Annotated in this window: 22 protein-coding genes and 1 pseudogene; 16 read left to right on the plus strand and 7 right to left on the minus strand. The window is 61.1% G+C overall.

Features of this window, described 5'->3' with window-relative positions:
* Positions 1-165: 165 nt before the first annotated feature.
* Both NKJ23_RS12210 and NKJ23_RS12215 read right to left on the minus strand, forming a co-directional pair.
* On the minus strand, positions 166-684 hold the full coding sequence (locus tag NKJ23_RS12210; protein ID WP_352680473.1) for an A24 family peptidase: 519 nt from the start codon (positions 682-684) through the stop codon (positions 166-168).
* A 148-nt stretch (positions 685-832) separates the two neighbouring features.
* The gene (locus NKJ23_RS12215) at positions 833-1,003 is read right to left on the minus strand and encodes a Flp family type IVb pilin (protein WP_023676929.1); all 171 of its coding nucleotides are present in this window, start codon (positions 1,001-1,003) and stop codon (positions 833-835) included.
* Positions 1,004-1,333: 330 nt separating this feature from the next.
* On the opposite strand from NKJ23_RS12215, the gene NKJ23_RS12220 reads away from it, so the two are divergent.
* The 3 genes from NKJ23_RS12220 (at position 1,334) to NKJ23_RS12230 (ending at position 3,119) form a co-directional block, all read left to right on the plus strand.
* Positions 1,334-1,756 (plus strand): pilus assembly protein N-terminal domain-containing protein, encoded by a 423-nt coding sequence (locus NKJ23_RS12220; RefSeq protein WP_352448617.1) that lies wholly within the window; start codon positions 1,334-1,336, stop codon positions 1,754-1,756.
* 151 nt (positions 1,757-1,907) lie between these two features.
* Complete coding sequence (locus NKJ23_RS12225; protein WP_352680474.1) at positions 1,908-2,468, plus strand: TadE/TadG family type IV pilus assembly protein; 561 nt, start codon at positions 1,908-1,910, stop codon at positions 2,466-2,468.
* Positions 2,469-2,498: 30 nt separating this feature from the next.
* The gene (locus NKJ23_RS12230; RefSeq protein WP_023676926.1) at positions 2,499-3,119 is read left to right on the plus strand and encodes a TadE/TadG family type IV pilus assembly protein; all 621 of its coding nucleotides are present in this window, start codon (positions 2,499-2,501) and stop codon (positions 3,117-3,119) included.
* A 102-nt stretch (positions 3,120-3,221) separates the two neighbouring features.
* Here NKJ23_RS12230 and NKJ23_RS34660 read toward each other — a convergent pair.
* Positions 3,222-3,350: pseudogene (locus NKJ23_RS34660) on the minus strand (phosphate/phosphite/phosphonate ABC transporter substrate-binding protein); the annotation flags it as partial.
* Positions 3,351-3,510: 160 nt separating this feature from the next.
* On the opposite strand from NKJ23_RS34660, the gene NKJ23_RS12235 reads away from it, so the two are divergent.
* The 9 genes from NKJ23_RS12235 (at position 3,511) to NKJ23_RS12275 (ending at position 13,060) form a co-directional block, all read left to right on the plus strand.
* Positions 3,511-4,749 (plus strand): phosphopentomutase, encoded by a 1,239-nt coding sequence (locus tag NKJ23_RS12235; protein WP_352680475.1) that lies wholly within the window; start codon positions 3,511-3,513, stop codon positions 4,747-4,749.
* Entirely contained in the window at positions 4,742-5,632 is an 891-nt protein-coding gene (gene mutM, locus NKJ23_RS12240; protein ID WP_023676924.1) for a bifunctional DNA-formamidopyrimidine glycosylase/DNA-(apurinic or apyrimidinic site) lyase, read from the plus strand. The genes NKJ23_RS12235 and mutM overlap by 8 nt, the downstream gene beginning before the upstream one ends.
* 24 nt (positions 5,633-5,656) lie before the next feature.
* Entirely contained in the window at positions 5,657-6,430 is a 774-nt protein-coding gene (locus NKJ23_RS12245) for an enoyl-CoA hydratase (protein ID WP_023676923.1), read from the plus strand.
* Between the two features lie 160 nt (positions 6,431-6,590).
* Positions 6,591-6,857: a 30S ribosomal protein S20 gene (rpsT, locus tag NKJ23_RS12250; RefSeq protein WP_023676922.1), complete on the plus strand. Its 267-nt coding sequence runs from the start codon at positions 6,591-6,593 to the stop codon at positions 6,855-6,857.
* A 914-nt stretch (positions 6,858-7,771) separates the two neighbouring features.
* Positions 7,772-9,244: a chromosomal replication initiator protein DnaA gene (dnaA, locus tag NKJ23_RS12255; protein ID WP_023676921.1), complete on the plus strand. Its 1,473-nt coding sequence runs from the start codon at positions 7,772-7,774 to the stop codon at positions 9,242-9,244.
* A 199-nt stretch (positions 9,245-9,443) separates the two neighbouring features.
* Positions 9,444-10,562, plus strand: a complete 1,119-nt coding sequence (gene dnaN / locus NKJ23_RS12260; RefSeq protein WP_023676920.1) for a DNA polymerase III subunit beta — start codon at positions 9,444-9,446, stop codon at positions 10,560-10,562.
* A gap of 26 nt (positions 10,563-10,588) precedes the next feature.
* Positions 10,589-11,737, plus strand: coding sequence for a DNA replication/repair protein RecF (gene recF, locus NKJ23_RS12265; RefSeq protein ID WP_352680476.1), 1,149 nt, complete (start codon positions 10,589-10,591; stop codon positions 11,735-11,737).
* A gap of 76 nt (positions 11,738-11,813) precedes the next feature.
* A complete protein-coding gene (locus NKJ23_RS12270) occupies positions 11,814-12,575 on the plus strand; it encodes a molybdopterin-synthase adenylyltransferase MoeB (RefSeq protein WP_352680477.1) in 762 nt (253 codons plus the stop codon).
* Complete coding sequence (locus NKJ23_RS12275) at positions 12,572-13,060, plus strand: GNAT family N-acetyltransferase (protein ID WP_352680478.1); 489 nt, start codon at positions 12,572-12,574, stop codon at positions 13,058-13,060. The genes NKJ23_RS12270 and NKJ23_RS12275 overlap by 4 nt, the downstream gene beginning before the upstream one ends.
* A 64-nt stretch (positions 13,061-13,124) precedes the next feature.
* Here NKJ23_RS12275 and NKJ23_RS12280 read toward each other — a convergent pair whose 3' ends face one another.
* Positions 13,125-14,126, minus strand: a complete 1,002-nt coding sequence (locus NKJ23_RS12280) for a 2-hydroxyacid dehydrogenase (RefSeq protein ID WP_352680479.1) — start codon at positions 14,124-14,126, stop codon at positions 13,125-13,127.
* A gap of 155 nt (positions 14,127-14,281) precedes the next feature.
* Between NKJ23_RS12280 and NKJ23_RS12285 the strand changes: the two genes are divergently transcribed.
* Positions 14,282-14,839, plus strand: coding sequence for an SH3 domain-containing protein (locus tag NKJ23_RS12285; protein WP_023676915.1), 558 nt, complete (start codon positions 14,282-14,284; stop codon positions 14,837-14,839).
* A gap of 81 nt (positions 14,840-14,920) precedes the next feature.
* Here NKJ23_RS12285 and NKJ23_RS12290 read toward each other — a convergent pair whose 3' ends face one another.
* Together NKJ23_RS12290 and irrA are read right to left on the minus strand one after the other, a co-directional pair.
* Positions 14,921-15,280: a DUF4260 domain-containing protein gene (locus NKJ23_RS12290; protein WP_352680480.1), complete on the minus strand. Its 360-nt coding sequence runs from the start codon at positions 15,278-15,280 to the stop codon at positions 14,921-14,923.
* A 10-nt stretch (positions 15,281-15,290) separates the two neighbouring features.
* A complete protein-coding gene (gene irrA, locus NKJ23_RS12295) occupies positions 15,291-15,722 on the minus strand; it encodes an iron response transcriptional regulator IrrA (RefSeq protein WP_023676913.1) in 432 nt (143 codons plus the stop codon).
* Between the two features lie 240 nt (positions 15,723-15,962).
* Between irrA and fabA the strand changes: the two genes are divergently transcribed.
* From fabA to fabI, 3 genes are all read left to right on the plus strand, one after another.
* Positions 15,963-16,481 (plus strand): 3-hydroxyacyl-[acyl-carrier-protein] dehydratase FabA, encoded by a 519-nt coding sequence (gene fabA / locus NKJ23_RS12300; RefSeq protein WP_023676912.1) that lies wholly within the window; start codon positions 15,963-15,965, stop codon positions 16,479-16,481.
* Between the two features lie 121 nt (positions 16,482-16,602).
* Positions 16,603-17,823, plus strand: a complete 1,221-nt coding sequence (gene fabB, locus NKJ23_RS12305; RefSeq protein WP_352680481.1) for a beta-ketoacyl-ACP synthase I — start codon at positions 16,603-16,605, stop codon at positions 17,821-17,823.
* Between the two features lie 13 nt (positions 17,824-17,836).
* Entirely contained in the window at positions 17,837-18,649 is an 813-nt protein-coding gene (gene fabI / locus NKJ23_RS12310) for an enoyl-ACP reductase FabI (protein WP_023676910.1), read from the plus strand.
* Positions 18,650-18,685: 36 nt separating this feature from the next.
* Here the strand turns inward: fabI and NKJ23_RS12315 are convergent, their stop codons facing one another.
* Positions 18,686-19,699 carry a class I SAM-dependent methyltransferase gene (locus NKJ23_RS12315; RefSeq protein WP_352680482.1) on the minus strand — a complete coding sequence of 338 codons (1,014 nt, stop codon included), beginning with the start codon at positions 19,697-19,699 and terminating at the stop codon, positions 18,686-18,688.
* Positions 19,700-19,717: the final 18 nt, after the last annotated feature.

Here is a 19,717-nt window from a genome sequence, read left to right on the forward strand (position 1 = left end):
CCACGTAGCCAAGCGGGACTTTGCAGCGGCAATCGTCAAAACAAGGTTAATGTTATACTTACGATCGTGATTAATTTAACGTTTATATAAATTGGACCGACAAGCCCGGCCCGAAGGAAAACGTGGCCAACTCGCCTGCTCGGCGCCAACCGCGTAAAGTGAAATTCAGCCCGCCAGCCTGGTAAGTGCCCAGGCCATCAATGGCGAGTCGGAATAGGTGAGCAGACCGCCAATGCCAAGCGCGATGCCGTACGGAACGCCGGTCGCCTCATCGGCGAAATGGCGCAGGAACGGATTGTGGCTTGTGACGGCGGAAAGCGGCGATTTTCGATAGGCGAGGATGGCTAGCGTCAGCAGGCCGCCGATGAATGTCGAGGCGACGAGGTATTCGATGAGATGGATGTTCAGTCCCATCCACATGGCAGTGGCAGCCAGAAGCTTGGCGTCGCCGCCGCCCATGCCGCCCAGCGCGAACAGGCCGAACGTCACCGCGAGAACCAGGCCGGCGGCGGCGAAATGCCAGCCATAGGTGGCCCAGTCCATACCGGTCAAAGGCGCAACCAAGGCGAAGACAACCACAAGCAACACCGGCACGCGATTGGCGATCGTCATCGAAAGCATGTCGGAGATCGCGGCAAAAAGCATGCAGTACGGAAACACGACGAAGATCACGGCTTCAAGCATCGGCGCGCCTATGACCCAATTGCATCTGGCCCCAACCTAATCCTATTCGATTAACGACTGATGAGGCCTAAGTTTCAAATCATACCAGGACTAAATAAGGGCCGCCAGTGCGGCGGCCCTTATTTCAGAACAACCGAACCCGTTACGGTCAGCTACCGTTCACCTTGGTGGAGATGGCGGTGAACTTGGCGTTCAGCGAGTTGCCGAGCTGGCCGGCGCCGACCATGATGGCGAGTGCGATAAGAGCGGCGATCAGACCGTATTCGATAGCGGTCGCGCCGGATTCGTCCTTCACAAAACGTGCGATGAGGTTAGACATTCGAGCTCCTACTCCAATTGTTACAGCACTTCCGTCAACTTCTCTTGGTGGCTGATCGGATACTGCGAATCTAAGGAGAAGCTGTTTCAATCGGCTTAATAAACAGGCTTACCGATTCCTTTCCCGCTTCGACGACATTGCGTGGTTAACCCAGAACTAAAATACCCGCCGCCAGGCCACCGGCTGAAAGGCGCAATTCGGCAAAGACGTTCCAGCCGTGCCGGCTAGGCCCAATGCCGGTTCCGGCTTGATCCTGAACTCCAGCCGCTTAACGGTTGGTTCACCAATCTCGTTCATGTTCTGTTGAACAGTTTGCCAGGGGGCGCCTCAATGGCCGGGCCGAGATCATCATTTCCAGTTGCCGTGCTTTTTGCCGCAGCGGCTTTCGCCTTTCCAGCCAAGGCCGGCGCTGGCATCGAGGTGACGATGAACCAGGCAAAGATCATCAAATTGTCGCGCGCCGCCGATACGATTGTCGTCGGCAATCCGGCGATCGCCGACGCCTCCGTGCAGGACGCATCGACGATCGTACTGACCGGCAAGGGATTTGGCGTCACCAATCTCGTCGTCCTCGACCAGGAGGGCAACCCGATCGTCGATGAGCAAATAACCGTCGTACGCCAGGCAGCGTCGTCGGTGCGCATCTATCGGCGTTCCGAAGTACAGACCATGTCCTGCGCGCCATATTGCGAAAGCTCGTATAAGAGCGATGCCGAGAAGGCCTCTGAAGCCGAAATGAGCGCCGCGCATTAGTAGCCGACGTCTCCGTCTTTGGCGAGTACGTGCTTCGGTTATCGCCGGGTTAAGGCCTTCCCGTTGAATTTAACGGTCATTCCAACCGGACTTCAATCGGTTCCAACTAAGGGTGGGACCGATACAGAAGCGGCATCGGCGGGCAGAGGACATGAGCAAGGCAGGACGAGCAGGTTCTCCAAGACGGTTTTTGGGCGACCGCCGCGGAAGCACGGCGATCGAATTCGCCATGCTTGCAATTCCTTTCGCGCTTCTTGTCTTCGCCATCCTGGAGAGCTGCATTTCTTTTGCCGCACAGGAAGTGATGGCAAACGCAACCGACGACATCGCGCGCCAGCTGCGTACCGGCCAACTAAGACCGGCCGATGTGTCCGGCACCAAGCTGCGGGATATGATCTGCACCAAATTGGAGATCATGGTCGCCAAGACCTGTCCCGGATTGCTGGTGGACTTGCGCGAATATCCGACCTTCGCCGATGCGGCGCTGGCCGGTTTCAAGATCCAGGATGGCGACGTCGTGCTGACCAAGGGCTTGAGCACACAGACCTTCACCGTCGCACCTGGCCTGGCGGAGTCGAGAAACATGCTGCGTGTTTTTTACAAATGGCCGGTGATGACCGACTTCATGGCCAAATCGATGGCCAACCTGAAGGACGGCAAAACGCTGCATTTTGCTTCGATCACTTGGCAGAACGAGCCGTTCGACAACTGAACCACGTAGTCGCTTGAAAAGGGCAAAGCCATGATTCGTGCGGGGGCACAGCTGGGCATCGCAGGGATTTGTACAAGAGCAGTCCGGCTTTGCTCGGACCGCCGCGGTATTGCGGCTGTCGAGTTTGCCCTCATCGTGCCTGTTCTGTTGATCATGTACTTTATGACAATGGAGGCCTCGCAAGCCATCGAGACCAGCAAGAAGGTCAGCCGCATCGGCAGCATGGTAGCGGACCTCGTCACGCAGCAGCAGACCGTCAAGGCGGCCGATGTCGATGCCATCATGGCGATCGGCAGTTCCACGCTCCAGCCCTACAACCGCTCGAAACCGAAGATCATTATCACGGCGATACAGGTGACGAACGAGACGACGCCGAAAGTCCTGGTCGTGTGGTCGCGCAAACTGGTCGATGGCGTCTCTAGCGTCGACGCGGTCAAGGATTCCACCACAACGGTCCCGAGCGCGCTCAAGATCAAAGGCACGTTCCTCATTCGGGTCGAAAGCGATCTCGCCTACAAGCCAATCATCACCTGGTCGGCGGACGGCCAAAGCCGGTTCGGGTTGAGCTCGGTCTTCAATTCGATATCGATGGCGGAGACTTATTATCTGCGGCCGCGCAGGAGCCCGACCATTCCGTGCAGCGATTGCTGACGCCTGAAGCCCGCTAACCGGTCTGTTGCTATTGCTTGCGACCGCGGGCCGAGACTAGACGCACGATGGCTGCAGCCAGCACATAGTCCCTCGGACCGGCAACGGTTCGGCGACGATACCGATACGGAACGTTCCGATAACATCGCGCCAATCGGCTCGCGCCAGGTTTGTGCAAGACGCATCCAGCAGCAAAGCCAGTACGGCGGCGAATGCTGTCAGGGCAAGCCTCATGCGAGCTCCGCGCCGCGCATTTCCATCCGCAGATCGACCATGCCGCGATTCGTCTCTCCGGGACCAGCACGCCAAGCCGTGCTGTTTGGGTTTCCGAATTGCCAATGGCGGCGCGGAACCCTATGTCTGAGCCAACACACAGGCAATGATGAACCTTTCGATGGCACGCGCCTTCCTTTTTGTCCTCGACTCCTTCGGCATCGGCGGCGCGGCCGATGCCGAACGTTATGGCGACACCGGCTCCAATACGTTCGCACACATCGCGCGGGCCTGCGCAGAAGGCCGCGCCGACCGCGAAGGCCTGCGTGCCGGACCCCTTCTTGTACCAAACATGCTCGCGCTCGGTCTCGGCCAGGCCGCGGCAACGGCGACGGGTTTCAGGTTTGAGAATGGCAGTGCCCCGCTTAGCGCCGCCTTTCACGGCGCGGCCCAAGAGGTTTCGAGCGGCAAGGACACGCCATCGGGCCATTGGGAAATAGCCGGCCTGCCGGTCCGTTTCGACTGGGGTTACTTCCCAGACAAGATTCCCGCCTTTCCGGCCGAGTTGACCGAAGCAATGGTGCGTGAAGGGAAGGTGCCTGGCATCCTCGGCAATTGCCATGCTCCGGGCACCGAGATTATCGAACGGTTCGGCGAAGACCATATCCGCACCGGCAAGCCGATCTGCTACACCTCGATCGACTCCGTCCTGCAGATCGCCGCGCATGAGGTTCATTTCGGCCTGGAACGGCTTTACGAGTTCTGCAAAGTGGTGCGCAGGCTCGTCGATCCGCTGAATATCGGCCGCGTCATCGCGCGGCCGTTTATCGGTGAAACCGCCGCCACGTTCGAGCGAACGCATAATCGTCGCGACTATGCCGTACCGCCGCCGGAACCGACGCTGCTCGACCGGCTGACGGCGCGCGGCAGCCGGGTTATCGCGATCGGCAAGATCGGCGACATTTTCGCCCATCGGGGGATCTCGGAAGTCCGCAAGGCTGCCGGCAACATGGCGATGTTCGACAAAACGCTTGGTGCCATGGAAGACGCCCGCGACGGCGACCTCGTCTTCGCGAACTTTGTCGACTTCGACACCGAGTTCGGGCATCGGCGCGACGTTGCGGGGTATGCCGCCGCACTCGAAGCTTTCGACCGGCGCCTGCCCGAGGCATTCGCACGGCTGAGGCCAGGCGATCTGCTCATTTTGACCGCCGATCACGGCAACGATCCGACGTGGCGCGGCACCGACCACACGCGCGAGCGTATTCCGATTATCGGGACACGGCCGGGTTTCAAAGGCGCAGACATCGGACTGAGGACAACATTTGCCGACATCGGCGAAACCGTGGCCGAACATCTCGGGCTGGCGCGCGGCCGTCACGGCACCTCCTTCCATGCCACGATAGGTGGCCATGCCTGAGCTGCCGGAGGTAGAGACAGTCAGGCGCGGTCTGCAGCCGGCCCTTGAAGGTGCCCGCATTGTCGGTGTCGAGGCACGCCGGCCGGATTTGCGGTTTCCGTTCCCCGAGAGATTTTCGGAGCGGCTGACCGGCAAGACGATTGCCGCGCTCGGCCGCCGTGCCAAATATCTGACAATGCACATGGACAACGGCCCGGTTCTGATCTGCCATCTCGGCATGTCGGGTTCGTTTCGCATCGAAACGGCCGACGAGAGCGCAACGCCCGGCGCGTTCCACCACGAACGTTCGAAAAACAATGCTCACGATCACGTCGTCTTCGACATCGCATCCCCTGCCGGCGTCCGCTCTCGCGTGATCTTCAACGACCCGCGCCGCTTCGGGTTCATGCTGTTTTCGGAAGGCGAGCCCGACATGCATCCGATGCTGGCGGGATTAGGCGTCGAGCCTACAGGCAACGCACTGGACGGCGCGCTGCTCGCTTCGTTGCTGAAAGGTCGCAAGTCACCGCTGAAAGCGGCACTTCTGGACCAGAGGCTGATTGCCGGGCTAGGCAATATCTACGTCTCGGAAGCGCTTTGGCGGGCCGGCCTGTCGCCGCTGCGCGAAGCGGGCACCCTCGCGAGAGCCGGCAAGAAAGCCAAAGAGCAGAGCGAACGCCTGGCCGAAGCAATCCGCTCGGTCGTCGCCGATGCGATCGCCGCCGGCGGCTCGTCGTTGCGCGATTATATGCAGACCGATGGATCGCTGGGCTACTTCCAGCATTCCTTCGCGGTTTACGATCGCGAGGGGGAAGCCTGCTCCAAGCCTGGTTGTGGCGGCCACATCGAGCGTATCGTGCAAAGCGGTCGTTCGACTTTCCACTGCCGGGCCTGTCAGGCTTGAACCAGAAGCGAGGAGGAGCAAAGCATGGGCTATGAAACCATCATCGTCGAAACCCGCGGCAAGGTCGGGCTGATTACGCTGAACCGGCCGCAGGCGCTCAACGCGCTGAATTCACAAGTGCTGGCGGAACTGGTCGCGTCGGTGAATAGCATGGGCGCCAATGCCGATATCGGCGCCATGGTCATCACTGGTTCGGAAAAGGCTTTCGCGGCAGGTGCCGATATCAAGGAAATGCAGTCCATCTCCTATGTGGATGCCTATCTGCAGGATTTCTTCGTCGGCTGGGAAGAATTTACGCGGGCACGAAAGCCGATCATCGCGGCGGTGGCGGGCTATGCGCTGGGGGGCGGCTGCGAACTGGCGATGATGTGCGACTTCATCATCGCCGCCGACACCGCCAAGTTTGGCCAACCCGAGATCACGCTGGGCGTCATGCCCGGCATGGGCGGATCGCAGCGCCTGACCCGCTTTGTCGGCAAGTCGAAGGCGATGGATATGTGCCTGACGGGTCGAATGATGGACGCAGCCGAGGCCGAGCGTTCCGGCCTTGTCTCGCGCGTAGTGCCAGCCGGCGAGTTGATCGAGGAAGCGCTTAAGGCAGCGTCCAAGATCGCTGGTTTTTCCTTGCCGTCGGTGATGATGGCAAAGGAGGCCGTCAACCGCGCCTATGAGACGACGCTCACCGAGGGTCTGCGGTTCGAGCGCCGGCTGTTTCATTCGCTGTTTGCGCTGGATGACCAGAAGGAAGGCATGGCGGCCTTCACCGGCAAGCGGAAGCCGAATTTCACGAACCGATGAGATGACGAAGGCGCCGGTCAAAAAGAAAGCGCTGCAGCGTTGACGCGCCGGAAAAGCTGAACTATAAGCCGCACCAATCGAGGCGGCCCTGTGGCTGCCCGTTTGTTTTTTGCGCCCTGCGGTATCCCGCAAGCGCCCACCAGATCAGAAGAGAGGCACCATGGCCAATACCTCCTCGGCCAAAAAGGCAACGCGCAAGATCGCCCGTCGCGCAGCGATCAACAAGAACCGCCGCTCCCGCGTCCGGACCTACATCCGCCAGGTCGAAGAGGCGCTCGCGGCTGGCGACAAGGCGGCCGCACAGGCTGCCTTCAAGGTGGCCGAGCCGGAATTGATGCGCGCCGCGACCAAGGGCGTGGTGCACAAGAACACGGCATCGCGCAAGGTGTCGCGGTTGGCCCAACGGGTCAAGGTGCTGTCAGCCTGATATATCCATTCCTGAACTGCGCTTCTTCAAACCCGGCCAATCGCGCCGGGTTTTTTCGTTTGCCGGCAAGTACTTAAAAGAAAGCCCGCAAAATGGCGCTCCGCGAGCATTTCAACGTTCGAAATGCTTTGCCGGCATATACATGCCCGCTCATATTCGGAGCCTCCGAAACCGCCAATACGAAAATTTCCGAGCGTCACAGATTATCGTTTCTTTTCAGAAGCTTACCGATGGTGATCCACAGCTTGTTCACATCAGCTGCGGCCGATAGGCGACAATTGGCTGTCAAGTGAATTATTTCAGAAAATTTCGCGTTGTGTGGCCTTTTTCATATTCGCCGGAAAAGGGTTTGAATCACAATGGCTTTGTCAAAATCAACTGTTGCAGCATGGCGTTCGAAACGTCCCTTGCTAGTCAGATTCCTTAAAAATCCGTTAGGGGTGGCCTTGCCCTATCCACAGCGATTTCGGTAATGTCTGTCCATCGAAGGGACGGGCCCTTGGCCCTTGACCAGCCTGAAACCGGCCAGCTCAAATTGGCAGAGTTTACACCGCGGATTCAACTCCGCGGACGGGGTTGGTTTGTCTTTTCGATACGGTAGGGGACTGGCGTAATTGTACATGGCAGGTCCACGGTGCGCCGGCGGTTTTTCGCCGGACGGCATTTTGTTGCCCTGACATGACCAAAGCGGATCGGCTCTTCGGCGCCGGACCGACAACGAGGCGATTCATCAGCCGGCGGCGGCGATGGTGTCGCAGCGAAGACACGGTCGCCGGAAACATGGATGCAGGAGGCGCATCCCCGGCGGAAAACAGGTACAAGAGACAAGGAACTCGATCATGCAGAGCGGCGGCATCGAAAGGGAGCTTACAGGCGACCTCCCATTTCCTGGAACGTTAATCGGAAGGAACGACATGGCGGCTTCCAATGAAGCTGAACAGAAGTTCGATCGGGTCAAGGCCCAGTTGAAGGCGCGTCTGGGAACCGAGGTCTATTCGAGCTGGTTCGGGCGCATGAAGGTCGCTGAATCCTCTAAGGGCATTGTCCGCATCTCAGTGCCAACCGCATTCCTGCGTTCATGGATCAACGGCCACTATCTCGATCTCATCACCGAGTTGTGGAAGCACGAGGATCCGGAGATCCTCAAGATCGAGATCGTGGTTCGCACCGCCACACGGCAGGGCCGCAACAGCGTCGAGCCAGAAGTGGCCCCGGCGCGCAAGATGACCAGGCAGACGCAAACCGCGCTCTCTGCGGGCACGGCGAGCCCCAGCAGGGTCGAACGGGTCCCGGTACCCCGCCCGGGGATGCCGGCAGAAACCGAGTTCCGGCACAATGTTCTCGGTTCGCCACTCGATCCACGCTATACTTTCACCTCCTTCATCGAAGGACCATCGAACCGAGTGGCTTTTGCCGCCGCCAAGGCGGTCGCGGAATCGCAGTCGAGCGCGGTGCGTTTCAATCCGCTCTTTCTTCACGCGACGGTCGGGCTGGGCAAGACGCACCTGTTGCAGGCGATCGCCGCAGAATCGCTGAAGCAGAATCCGAAATCGCGGGTCGTCTATCTGACGGCTGAGTATTTCATGTGGCGGTTCGCCACCGCGATCCGCGACAACAACGCACTGACGCTGAAAGAACAGCTGCGCGACATCGACCTCCTCATCATCGACGACATGCAGTTCCTGCAGGGCAAGTCGATCCAGCACGAATTCTGCCATTTGATCAACATGCTGCTCGACAGCGCCAAGCAAGTGGTGGTCGCAGCCGACCGGCCGCCGTCGGAATTGGAGTCGCTGGAGCCACGCGTCCGCTCGCGCCTCAACGGCGGCGTCGCGCTGGAAATGTCAGCCCCGGATTTCGCCATGCGTATCGGTATGCTCAAGCTCAGGCTTGCCACCGCCAAGCTCGACGATGCGTCGCTCGATATTTCCGAAGAGATCCTCAACCACGTCGCCCGCACGGTGACCGGCAGCGGACGCGAGCTCGAAGGTGCCTTCAACCAGCTTTTGTTTCGCCAATCCTTCGAACCGCAGATCACCATCGACCGCATCGACGAGATCCTTGGCCACATCTATCGTTCGGGCGAACCCAAGCGGGTGCGTATCGAGGACATCCAGCGCATCGTCGCGCGCCACTACAACGTGTCGAAGACCGAACTTCTGTCCAACCGGCGCACACGCACCATCGTCAAGCCACGGCAGGTCGCCATGTATCTGTCGAAGGTGATGACGCCGCGCTCGCTGCCGGAGATCGGGCGGCGGTTCGGCGGTCGTGACCATACGACCGTGCTGCATGCGGTGCGCAAGATCGAGGATCTTTCCGGTGCCGACAACACACTGGCGCAGGAACTCGAATTGCTGAGAAGGCTGATCAACGACCAGGCCTGACGGCCCGAAAAACGCCTGCTCGCGGACTCCGGCCTTTTTATCCCCAGAAAGCCCGTGCAGCCGGTCCGAACCGGTGGCGCGGGCTTGCGTTTGCCGGGTTTTTCCTGTCAGTTTACTCAGATTCTGAGCCTGTTCAGACCTTTCGCGGGGCGCCGCTTGCCGGAGACCCGTTCATTCATTCAAGCGAGCCTGTTTCGTCATGCGTGTTATCCTGGAACGGTCAAATCTCCTGAAGTCGCTCAACCATGTTCACCGCGTGGTCGAGCGGCGCAATACCATTCCGATCCTGTCGAACGTGCTGCTCAGCGCCGAGGGGGCCAGCCTTGAAATGAAGGCGACCGACCTCGACCTGGAGGTGACCGAAGCAACGCCGGCAAAGGTCGAACGTGGCGGGGCGACGACGGTCCCGGCACATCTGCTCTACGACATCGTGCGCAAGCTTGCCGACGGCGCGGAGGTGGCGCTGAAGACCGACGAAGACGGCAACGCCATGACGGTGACGTCGGGGCGCTCGAGCTTCCGCCTGCAATGCCTGCCGCAGTCCGACTTTCCCGAGCTTTCAGCCGGGTCGTTCTCGCATATTTTCCGGCTCGATTCCGTCGGACTAAAGGGCCTCATCGAAAAGACCCAGTTCGCCATCTCGACCGAGGAGACGCGCTATTATCTGAACGGCATTTATCTGCACACGCACGAGGCCGGCGGCAAGCTGAAGCTGCGCTCTGTCGCGACCGACGGCCACCGGCTGGCGCGCGCCGAGATCGATGCGCCGGCAGGCTCTGAGGGCATGCCTGGCGTCATAATCCCGCGAAAGACGGTCAGCGAGCTGCAAAAGCTGGTCGACGATCCCGATGTTGCAGTCACCACCGAGTTGTCCGACACCAAGATCCGTTTCACCATCGGCAGCGTTATCTTGACCTCCAAGCTGATCGACGGCACTTTCCCGGACTACCAGCGCGTCATTCCGACCGGCAACGACAAGAAGCTGATTATCGATCGCCAGAGTTTCGCCGCTGCCGTCGATCGCGTTTCGACCATTTCGTCCGAACGCGGCCGGGCGGTGAAGCTTTCGATCGCCGAAGGGCAGGTCACGCTTGCGGTCAACAACCCGGATTCGGGCAGTGCCACCGAGGAACTGGCGGCCGACTATTCGTCCGATCCGATCGAAATCGGCTTCAACGCCAAATACCTGCTCGACGTTGCCGCGCAACTGACCGGCACGGAGGCGAAGTTCATGCTGGCGGATGCCGGTTCCCCGACGCTGATCCACGACATGGCCGACGAGACCGCGCTCTACGTGCTGATGCCGATGCGGGTGTAGGGCCCGAACGGGGCCATCTTGCTGTCGTGACCAGATCTGCAAAACCGCAGCAGACGTACATAAGTAAGCTCACACTTACGAATTTCCGCAACTATGCGGCGTTGGCAATCGACCTTGATCCCGGCGCTGTGGTTTTCTCCGGCGACAATGGCGCCGGCAAGACCAATCTGCTTGAAGCGATCTCGCTGCTCACGCCGGGCCGCGGCCTGCGCCGCGCACCCTATTCCGAGGTGGCGCGCGAAGGCGGCGACGGTGGCTTTGCGCTGCATGCCCGGCTTGACGGGCCGGAAGGGCAGGTCGAGATCGGTACCGGAATATCGGGCAGCGACGGCGAAGCCGGCCGGCGGGTGCGGATCAACGGCGCGACGGCACGCTCAGCCGAAGACATGCTGGAATGGCTGCGCGTGGTCTGGCTGACACCGGCCATGGACGGCCTGTTCCCCGGGCCGGCCGCCGACCGCCGGCGCTTCCTAGACCGGCTGGTGCTGGCGATCGATCCTGGCCACGGCCAGCGCGCGCTTGACTACGAAAAGGCAATGCGCGGCCGCAACAGACTGCTCGCCGACGGTTCACGCGACGGTGCCTGGTTCGATGCGATCGAGATGCAAATGGCCGAGACCGGCGTGGCGATTGCCGCGGCGCGTGCCGAACTGGTGCGCCTGCTCGCCGCCATGATCGACCGGCTGCCCGGCGACGGACCGTTTCCGCAAGCCGACATCGGCATCTCTGGCGAACTGGAAGGCGAACTCGGTATCTTGCCGGCCGTCGACGTAGAGGAACGGTTCCGTCGTGCGCTTGCCCAGGGGCGCGACCGCGACCGCAACGCCGGACGCACGCTCGACGGCCCGCACCGTTCCGACCTCGTGGTGCGCCACCGGCCCAAGGCGATGCCGGCCGAGCTCTGTTCGACCGGCGAGCAGAAGGCGCTGCTGGTCGGCATTGTCTTGTCGCATGCGCGGCTAACCGGCGAGATGTCGGGCATGACACCGATCCTGCTGCTCGACGAGATCGCCGCCCATCTCGACGGCGGTCGACGGGCGGCCTTGTTCTCGATCCTGGAGGAACTAAACTGCCAGGCCTTCATGACCGGGACCGATGCCGCGTTGTTTGACAGCCTCAAGGGACGCGCGCAATTCCTGACCGTCGATCACGGCACGGTCAGGCCGACCATTTGAACTTGGTTCATGGCGCACTTCTGAGCGGCATGCATTGATACCTGACAAGCTTTTTCCTCCGCTATATGGTCCGGCGATGATCACAGCCGCCCTCACCGATGAAGAGCTCGAACGCTACGCCCGCCACATCGTGCTGCCCGAGATCGGCGGCGCCGGCCAGCAGCGGCTGAAGCGGGCGCGGGTGCTCGTCATTGGCGCCGGCGGATTGGGAGCGCCGGTGCTCGAATATCTCGCCGCCGCAGGGATTGGCACTCTCGGTATCGTCGACGACGACATCGTTTCGCTTTCCAACCTGCAACGACAAGTGATCCACGCCACGGGCGATGTCGGGATGGCGAAAACCGACAGCGCCAGAGCGGCGATCATCCGCATCAATCCAAACGTCGTCGTGGAAGAGCACAATTTCAGGCTGACCGTGGACAACGCCCCTACCCTCATTGCCCGTTATGACATCGTCGTTGACGGCTCCGACAATTTCGAGACACGCTACGCGGTGGCCGACGCCTGCGCCGCGGAAAGCCGGCCGCTCGTGCATGCCGCCGTTGGCCGCTTTGACGGCTCGGTCACCGTACTGAAGCCATTCGAAACCGGCCCGGACGGCAAGTTGAACCCAAGCTACCGCGATCTCTTTCCCGAGGCGCCGCCGCCGGGACTGGTGCCATCCTGCGCGGTGGCCGGCATTGTCGGCGCGCTGACCGGGGTCATCGGCACGCTGCAAGCCATGGAAGCGATCAAGCTGATCACCGGGATTGGCGAGCCGCTGGTCGGACGACTGCTGCTCTACGATGCGCTGGCGGCACGCTTCGACACGATCCGCTACAAGCGAACCAGCCCGTGAGCCTGCCTGCCGACGTTTCCATCGTGCAGCTTGCGGCCGATTTCGACCGTTGGGACGAGGTGCTGGCGCTGGTCATGCGCGCCTTCGCCTTTATGGACGGGGTTATTGACCCGCCGTCCTCGGCGCATCGGCTCACCATTGAAAATCTCAGGGCTAGAGCGCTGGAGGAGACAGCATTCCTGGCGCTGAAGGAAAACGAGATCGTCGGTTGCGTCTTCATCCTGAAGCGCGCAGACGAGCTCTATGTTGGAAAGCTCGCGGTCGAGCCGGTTCTTCAGGGACAAGGCATTGGAAAACAGCTGATGCAGGCCGTCGAAGATCTTGCCCGCAGCCACAACAGGACCGCCATCGAGCTCCAGACCCGGATCGAGCTGACCGGCAATCACGCAGCCTTTGCCCGCCTCGGTTTTCGTGAAACCGAACGGACAGCGCACAAGGGCTACGACCGGCCGACCTCAATCACCATGCGCAAGGCGTTTTCGTAAGCCAAAGCTATCCAACGACGAACGCGCGGTTGCCGCGGCAAGACCGTGCCGGCGTGACGGCAGGTCACGCCCTCAACGGCAGCACGCGGTCGGGCGGGCGATGACCATCGAAGAAGGCGCGGATATTGATGATCACCTTCTCGCCCATGTCGATACGGCCTTCGAGCGTCGCCGAACCCATATGCGGCAACAGCACGACCTTGCCTTTGTGGGCAAGCTTCAGCAGCTTGCTGTTCAGCGCCGGCTCGTGCTCGTAGACGTCGAGGCCTGCGCCAGCGATCTTGCCGTCATGGATGAGCTTGACCAGCGATTCCTCATCGATGATATCGCCGCGCGCGGTGTTGACTATGTAAGCTGACGGTTGCAGAAGCGCCAGCCGCCGTGCAGAAAGCAGGTGGAAGGTTGCCGGTGTCGATGGACAATTGACCGAGATAATGTCCATGCGGGCGAGCATCTGGTCAAGGCTTTCCCAATACGTCGCTTCCAACTCGTCCTCGATTGCCGGCAGTACGCGGTGGCGGTTGTGGTAGTGGATCGAGAGGCCAAACGCCTTGGCGCGCCTGGCGACAGCGGTGCCGATGCGACCCATGCCGACAATGCCGAGCCGTTTGCCCCAAATGCGCCGGCCGAGCATCCAGGTCGGCGACCAGCCCGCCCATTTCTTATCGCCGGTCAGCACGTTGGCGCCTTCAGCCAGCCGCCGCGGTACGGCCAGCATCAGCGCCATGGTCATGTCGGCCGTATCTTCGGTCAACACGTTCGGCGTGTTGGTGACGGTGATGCCTTTCTTGGCCGCTGCCGCAACGTCGATCTTGTCGACGCCATTGCCGAAGTTGGCGATCAGCTTGAGGTTGTCGCCGGCCTGGGCAATCAGCGCCGCGTCGATATTGTCGGTCACAGTCGGCACCAGCACGTCGGCCTCCTTGACCGCCGCCACCAGTTCCGGCTGCGTCATCGGCCTGTCCTCCACATTCAAGCGGGCGTCGAACAACTCGCGCATGCGGGTCTCGACTAGGTCGGGCAACTTGCGCGTGATGACGACGAGGGGCTTCTTTTTGCCTGCCATTGTTTCCTCGAACCCGATCTCGTTGAGACCTCTTTAACCAAGAACGGCGAAACTGAGAGCCGATCGCGGTACCGCTCACTCATGTAACAAGCGGTTCCGCCGAAGACAAAGAAAAAGGGGCGAAGGCCGATGGGCCGGCGCCGAAAGGAACGAAAGTGTCTGGTTTCGCGTCGCTCCGCCTGACCCTCAGTGCAGCATTCCTCGGCGCTCTCATCCATAGCCCACTGGTGATGGCGCAAAGTGCCGCCGCACCCGCCCAGAGCGTCACGCTCGGACCAAGCGGCTTGCCGCTGCCGCGCTTCGTCAGCCTGAAATCCGGCCGCGTCAACTCGCGCGTTGGGCCGGGCGTCAATTATTCCGTCGACTGGATGTATATGAAGCCAGGCCTGCCGATGGAGATCATCCAGGAGTTCGATACGTGGCGCCGTGTGCGTGATGCCGACGGCTCGGAAGGCTGGATCAATCAGTCGCTGCTTTCGGGCCGTCGCACGGCGATCGTCGCCCCCTGGCAGCGCGGCAAGGACGCTCGCGTCAACCTCCTTGACGACCCGGCAAAAGATGCAGGCGTCATCGCGATCCTCGAACCGGGGGTGATGGGCACGATCAAGTCCTGCGATGGCCAGTGGTGCGAAATGACCTTCGACGGCCATACCGGCTGGCTCGCGCAGTCGCTGGTCTGGGGTGCCTATCCCGGCGAAAAGGTCAAGAACTGACTTTTCCGAACCACAGGTCGGGCCAGCGCTGTAAGCACCGGATCCGGCATTTGTTCCGCTGATCTTCGGTTCGGGGATGGTTTAGCGGCCGATGCGGCCGAGATGGGTATCCTGGAAACTGCTTGACAGCTTCAAACCATAGCCCAGAGCGCGGTCGATGGCGATGTGGGCGATCCAGATCAGCGCGACAGCTACCGCCATTGCATTGTCAAAGACGCTGCCGACAAGCGCCAGCAGAACGGGCAAGATCAGTATGTGCAAGGCGTTGTAGGCGACCGCCCCGACGCGCGGCCCGGCCATGTAACCCAGCATCGACAGGTCGGGCGCCAGAATGAGCACGGCAAACAGCCACCAGGAAACACCGGCGATCGCATAGAAGACAAGAGCCGCCACCGCGACGGCGACCCATTCGAGCCGGAGCGTCAAATCCAGGAATTTCATAAGGCGCCGGTCAGTCGCAGCGTTTCGGACGCAGTCTCACCACGATATCGACATTGGCGATCTCCATGCCCTCCGGCGGTTCCGGCAGGTTGGAAACCGTCACCGGGCCGCTGTCGATGTCGAAGATCCTGTTTTCGCCCTCGATATAGAAATGATGGTGATCGGAAGTGTTGGTGTCGAAATAAGTCTTCGATCCCTCGACGGCAAGGATGCGGAGAAGACCGGCCTGGGTAAACTGGTGCAGAGCATTGTAGACGGTGGCCAGAGACACCGGCACGCCGGCGGCAAGCGCCTCCTCGTGCAGTTCCTCGGCCGAAAGATGGCGGTCGCCCTTGGCGAAAAGCAGATCGGCCAGCGCGATGCGCTGGCGTGTCGGCCTCAGACCGGCCTCGCGAACCCGCTTGTCCACAGCGACATTATCCTTCCGGCAACCCAGATCCATCTATCCGTCGCGCTCACAGTTCCGCCTCAGACAGGTCCAAAATGGCAGAAATTGAGCATCTGCCGAAACTGGACGTGTGCTGACATATATTCTGTCGACCGAATGCGATCAATAGCGCGCATTGACCCGGGCAGACGGGCAGGTTAAGCGCAAGCGCCGGTTTCCGGCCTGAAACAGATTGTGTTAGGAAACCACCGACAAGGGCGCCTATCGCCCGGGACGATCACGGGGACGAGATTGATGGCGGGTTCGAAATCCAGCTACGGTTACGAGGAATTGCTTGCCTGCGCCCGCGGCGAGCTGTTCGGACCGGGAAATGCGCAGCTGCCCTATCCGCCGATGCTGATGTTCGACCGCATCACCGAGATCAGCGAGACCGGCGGTGCGTTCGACAAGGGTTTCATCCGCGCGGAATTCGATATCAAGCCGGATTTGTGGTTTTTCGCCTGCCATTTCATCGGTAATCCGATCATGCCAGGATGCCTAGGCCTGGACGCCATGTGGCAGTTGACGGGGTTCTATCTCGGATGGCTCGGTGAACCCGGCAAGGGGATGGCGCTGTCGACCGGTGAGGTGAGGTTCAAAGGCATGGTCACGCCTTCGGTCAAGAAGGTGGAGTATGGCGTCGACTTCAAGCGAGTGATGCGCGGTCGGCTTGTGCTTGGCATCGCCGATGGCTGGCTGAAGGCAGATGGCGAGCCCATATACGCGGCAACGGATCTGAAGGTCGGTCTGTCCAAGCAATCGGCCGCCGTCTGAACGAAGACCCTACAGTACGACGTCTTGGACGTCTGATGAACGCTGTAGCACTTTAATTTGCGCATGGTTCCATTCCGGAAATTGATTTCAGGTTCGGGGTCCGCGCTGGAAGGAGTTGCGAATGAGACGGGTCGTAGTCACAGGTCTCGGCATCGTGTCGTCGATAGGCAACAATGCCAACGAGGTGCAGACCTCGCTGCACGATGCCAGATCCGGCATCAGCTTCTCCGACTCTTTCGCCGAGCATGGCTTCCGTTGCCGGGTGTGGGGTGCGCCGACGCTGGACCCATCGGGCATGATCGACCGTCGCGCCATGCGCTTCCTGTCGCAGGGTGCTGCCTGGAACCATGTCGCAATGGACCAGGCGATCGCAGACGCCGGCCTCGACGAGGCCGACATCACCAACGAGCGCACCGGTATCGTGATGGGCTCCGGCGGACCGTCGACCCGTGCTATCGTCGAGGCGGCCGAGACCACGATCAAAAACGGCAGCCCCAAGCGGATCGGGCCGTTCGCGGTGCCAAAAGCGATGTCGTCGACCGCGTCGGCGACGCTTGCCACCTGGTTCAAGATCCACGGCGTCAACTATTCGATCTCATCGGCCTGCTCGACGTCTGCGCATTGCATCGGCAATGGCTACGAGCTGATCCAGTGGGGCAAGCAGGACATCGTCTTCGCCGGCGGCCATGAGGATCTCGACTGGACGATGTCGGATCTCTTCGATGCCATGGGCGCCATGTCGTCCAAGTTCAACGACAGGGCATCGGTCGCCTCACGCGCCTACGACGTCGATCGCGACGGTTTCGTCATTGCCGGCGGCGCCGGCGTGCTGATTCTTGAAGAGCTCGAGCATGCCAAGGCACGCGGCGCCAAGATCTATGCCGAGATCGTCGGCTATGGCGCGACATCGGACGGCTACGACATGGTGGCACCGTCGGGCGAAGGCGCGGCGCGCTGCATGAAGCAGGCGCTCGCAACGGTGTCCTCGCCGGTCGACTACATCAATACGCACGGCACCTCGACGCCGGTCGGCGACTCCAAGGAAATGGACGCCATCCGCGAGGTGTTCGGCGAGAAGATGCCTTTCATCACGTCGACCAAATCGCTAACCGGCCATTCTCTGGGCGCCGCCGGCGTGCAGGAATCGATCTACTCGATCCTGATGATGCAAGGCGGCTTCATCGGCGAGAGCGCCCACATTGAGAACCTCGATCCGGAATTCGAGGACATGCCGATCGTGCGCAAGCGCATCGACGATGCAAGGATCGACACCGTTTTGTCCAATTCGTTCGGTTTCGGTGGCACCAACGCAACGCTGATTTTCCAGCGCTATTCCGCATAAGGATTTGCCGACCATGGACGGATTGATGAAGGGCAAGCGCGGGCTTGTCATGGGTGTTGCCAACGATCATTCGATCGCCTGGGGTATCGCCCGCAAACTGTCCGAACATGGCGCGGACCTCGCCTTCACCTATCAGGGCGAGGCCTTCGGGCGCCGGGTCAAGCCGCTCGCCGAGAAATTGGGCGCATCCCTGGTGGTGCCTTGCGACGTCGAGGACAGCGTGTCGGTCGCCGCGACTTTCGAGACTTTGGGGAAGGCGTGGGGCGGGCTGGATTTCGTCGTCCATGCCATCGGCTTTTCCGACAAGAACGAGCTGAAAGGCCTCTACGCCGATACGAGCCGCGACAACTTCATCCGCACCATGGTGATCTCCTGCTACTCCTTCACCGAGATCGCCCGTCACGCCGCCACATTGATGAAGGATAGCGGTTCGATGATCACGCTGACCTATGCCGGCTCGGTCCGTGTCATGCCGAACTACAACGTTATGGGTGTCGCCAAGGCGGGGCTGGAGGCCAGCGTCCGCTATCTCGCCAACGACTACGGCCCGCGCGGCATCAGGGTGAACGGCATATCGGCGGGACCGGTACGGACGCTTGCGGGCGCCGGGATTTCCGACGCACGCCACATGTTCTCCTACCAGCAGCGCAACTCGCCGCTACGCCGTACAGTGACGATCGACGAAGTCGGCGGCTCCGCGCTCTATTTGCTGTCCGACCTGTCATCCGGCGTCACCGGCGAAATCCACTATGTCGATTCCGGCTATCACATCGTTTCCATGCCGACGCTTGACGAATTGAAGCAGACCGACGGCGGGCGGGAATAGCGCGAGCGACGTATCGCCGGCTTGCCCCGCAGGATTTCAGCGTCGCGCCGATAAGACCTTGAACATGCCGTCGCGGGCGAGCTCCGCATGGCTGGAGAAGGCGGCCGCCAGCACCGGTTCGTAGGGAAGCTGACGGTTTGCCACCATGAACAGCCGGCCGCCGGGCTTCAGCGCCTTGCCTGCCGCGCGGATCATGCCGGCACCGATTTCCGGCTCAGTCGCCCGGCTGCGGTGAAAGGGCGGGTTCATGACGACCACGTCGTAGCGGCGCTCGACCGGTTCGCTCAAAAGATCTATCCAGAAGAAACGTGGCCCCACGCCTGTGTTGCCGACATTGGCCTTGGCCGCCTCCAGCGCCTCGAAATCCGCTTCGTAAAGGTCAAGCGCCGATATGCCGGGTGAGCGGGCGGCGACTTCGGCGGCGACATAGCCCCAACCGGCACAGAAATCCGCAACGCTGCCACGCAGATCGTTGGGCAGATTTTCGACCAGCAGCTTCGATCCGGCATCGATCTTGTCGAAGGAAAACATGCCTGGGGCCGTGCGGAAGCGGTCCTCGACCACCAAGTCCGGATTGGCGGCGCGAAGCGTTGCCGCGGCAACGGTATCGGCCGGCCGGCGAAACCAAAAGGCAATGCCGTGATGCTTCGGCAGGTGGCCTTCGAGCGGCACAAGGGCGCCGACATGCTTGCGCAGGCTGGCGATTCCATCGTCCTTGCTGCCGGCGGCAACGATCAACCCGCCTGGTGCTGCGCGTTCGACCGCTTCGGCAACGCGCACCTCGTTTTGGCCGCGATGGCGGCCAGCGAGCACAAATGCCGCGTCGAAAGCCTCGCCTTCGACCTGCGGCGTGACCGCGAAGCCGGACGCCTGCAAGGCGCGAAAGTGCGGCCTGAAGCCTTGGACAAGATGAAGCTTGGCATCAAACCCTTCCGGCAAGCGAAAGCCGGGCTCGGCACCGAGAAAGAGTATGCGTTCATCCTTTCGTGGCAGGGAAACAGCACCGGCCTCGAACGGATGGAAAAGCGTTTTCAGCGGCTCGGCGGACATTCACCACTCTTGAACTGC

The organism is Mesorhizobium sp. M0184, from assembly GCF_040322215.1.
GTDB lineage: Bacteria > Pseudomonadota > Alphaproteobacteria > Rhizobiales > Rhizobiaceae > Mesorhizobium.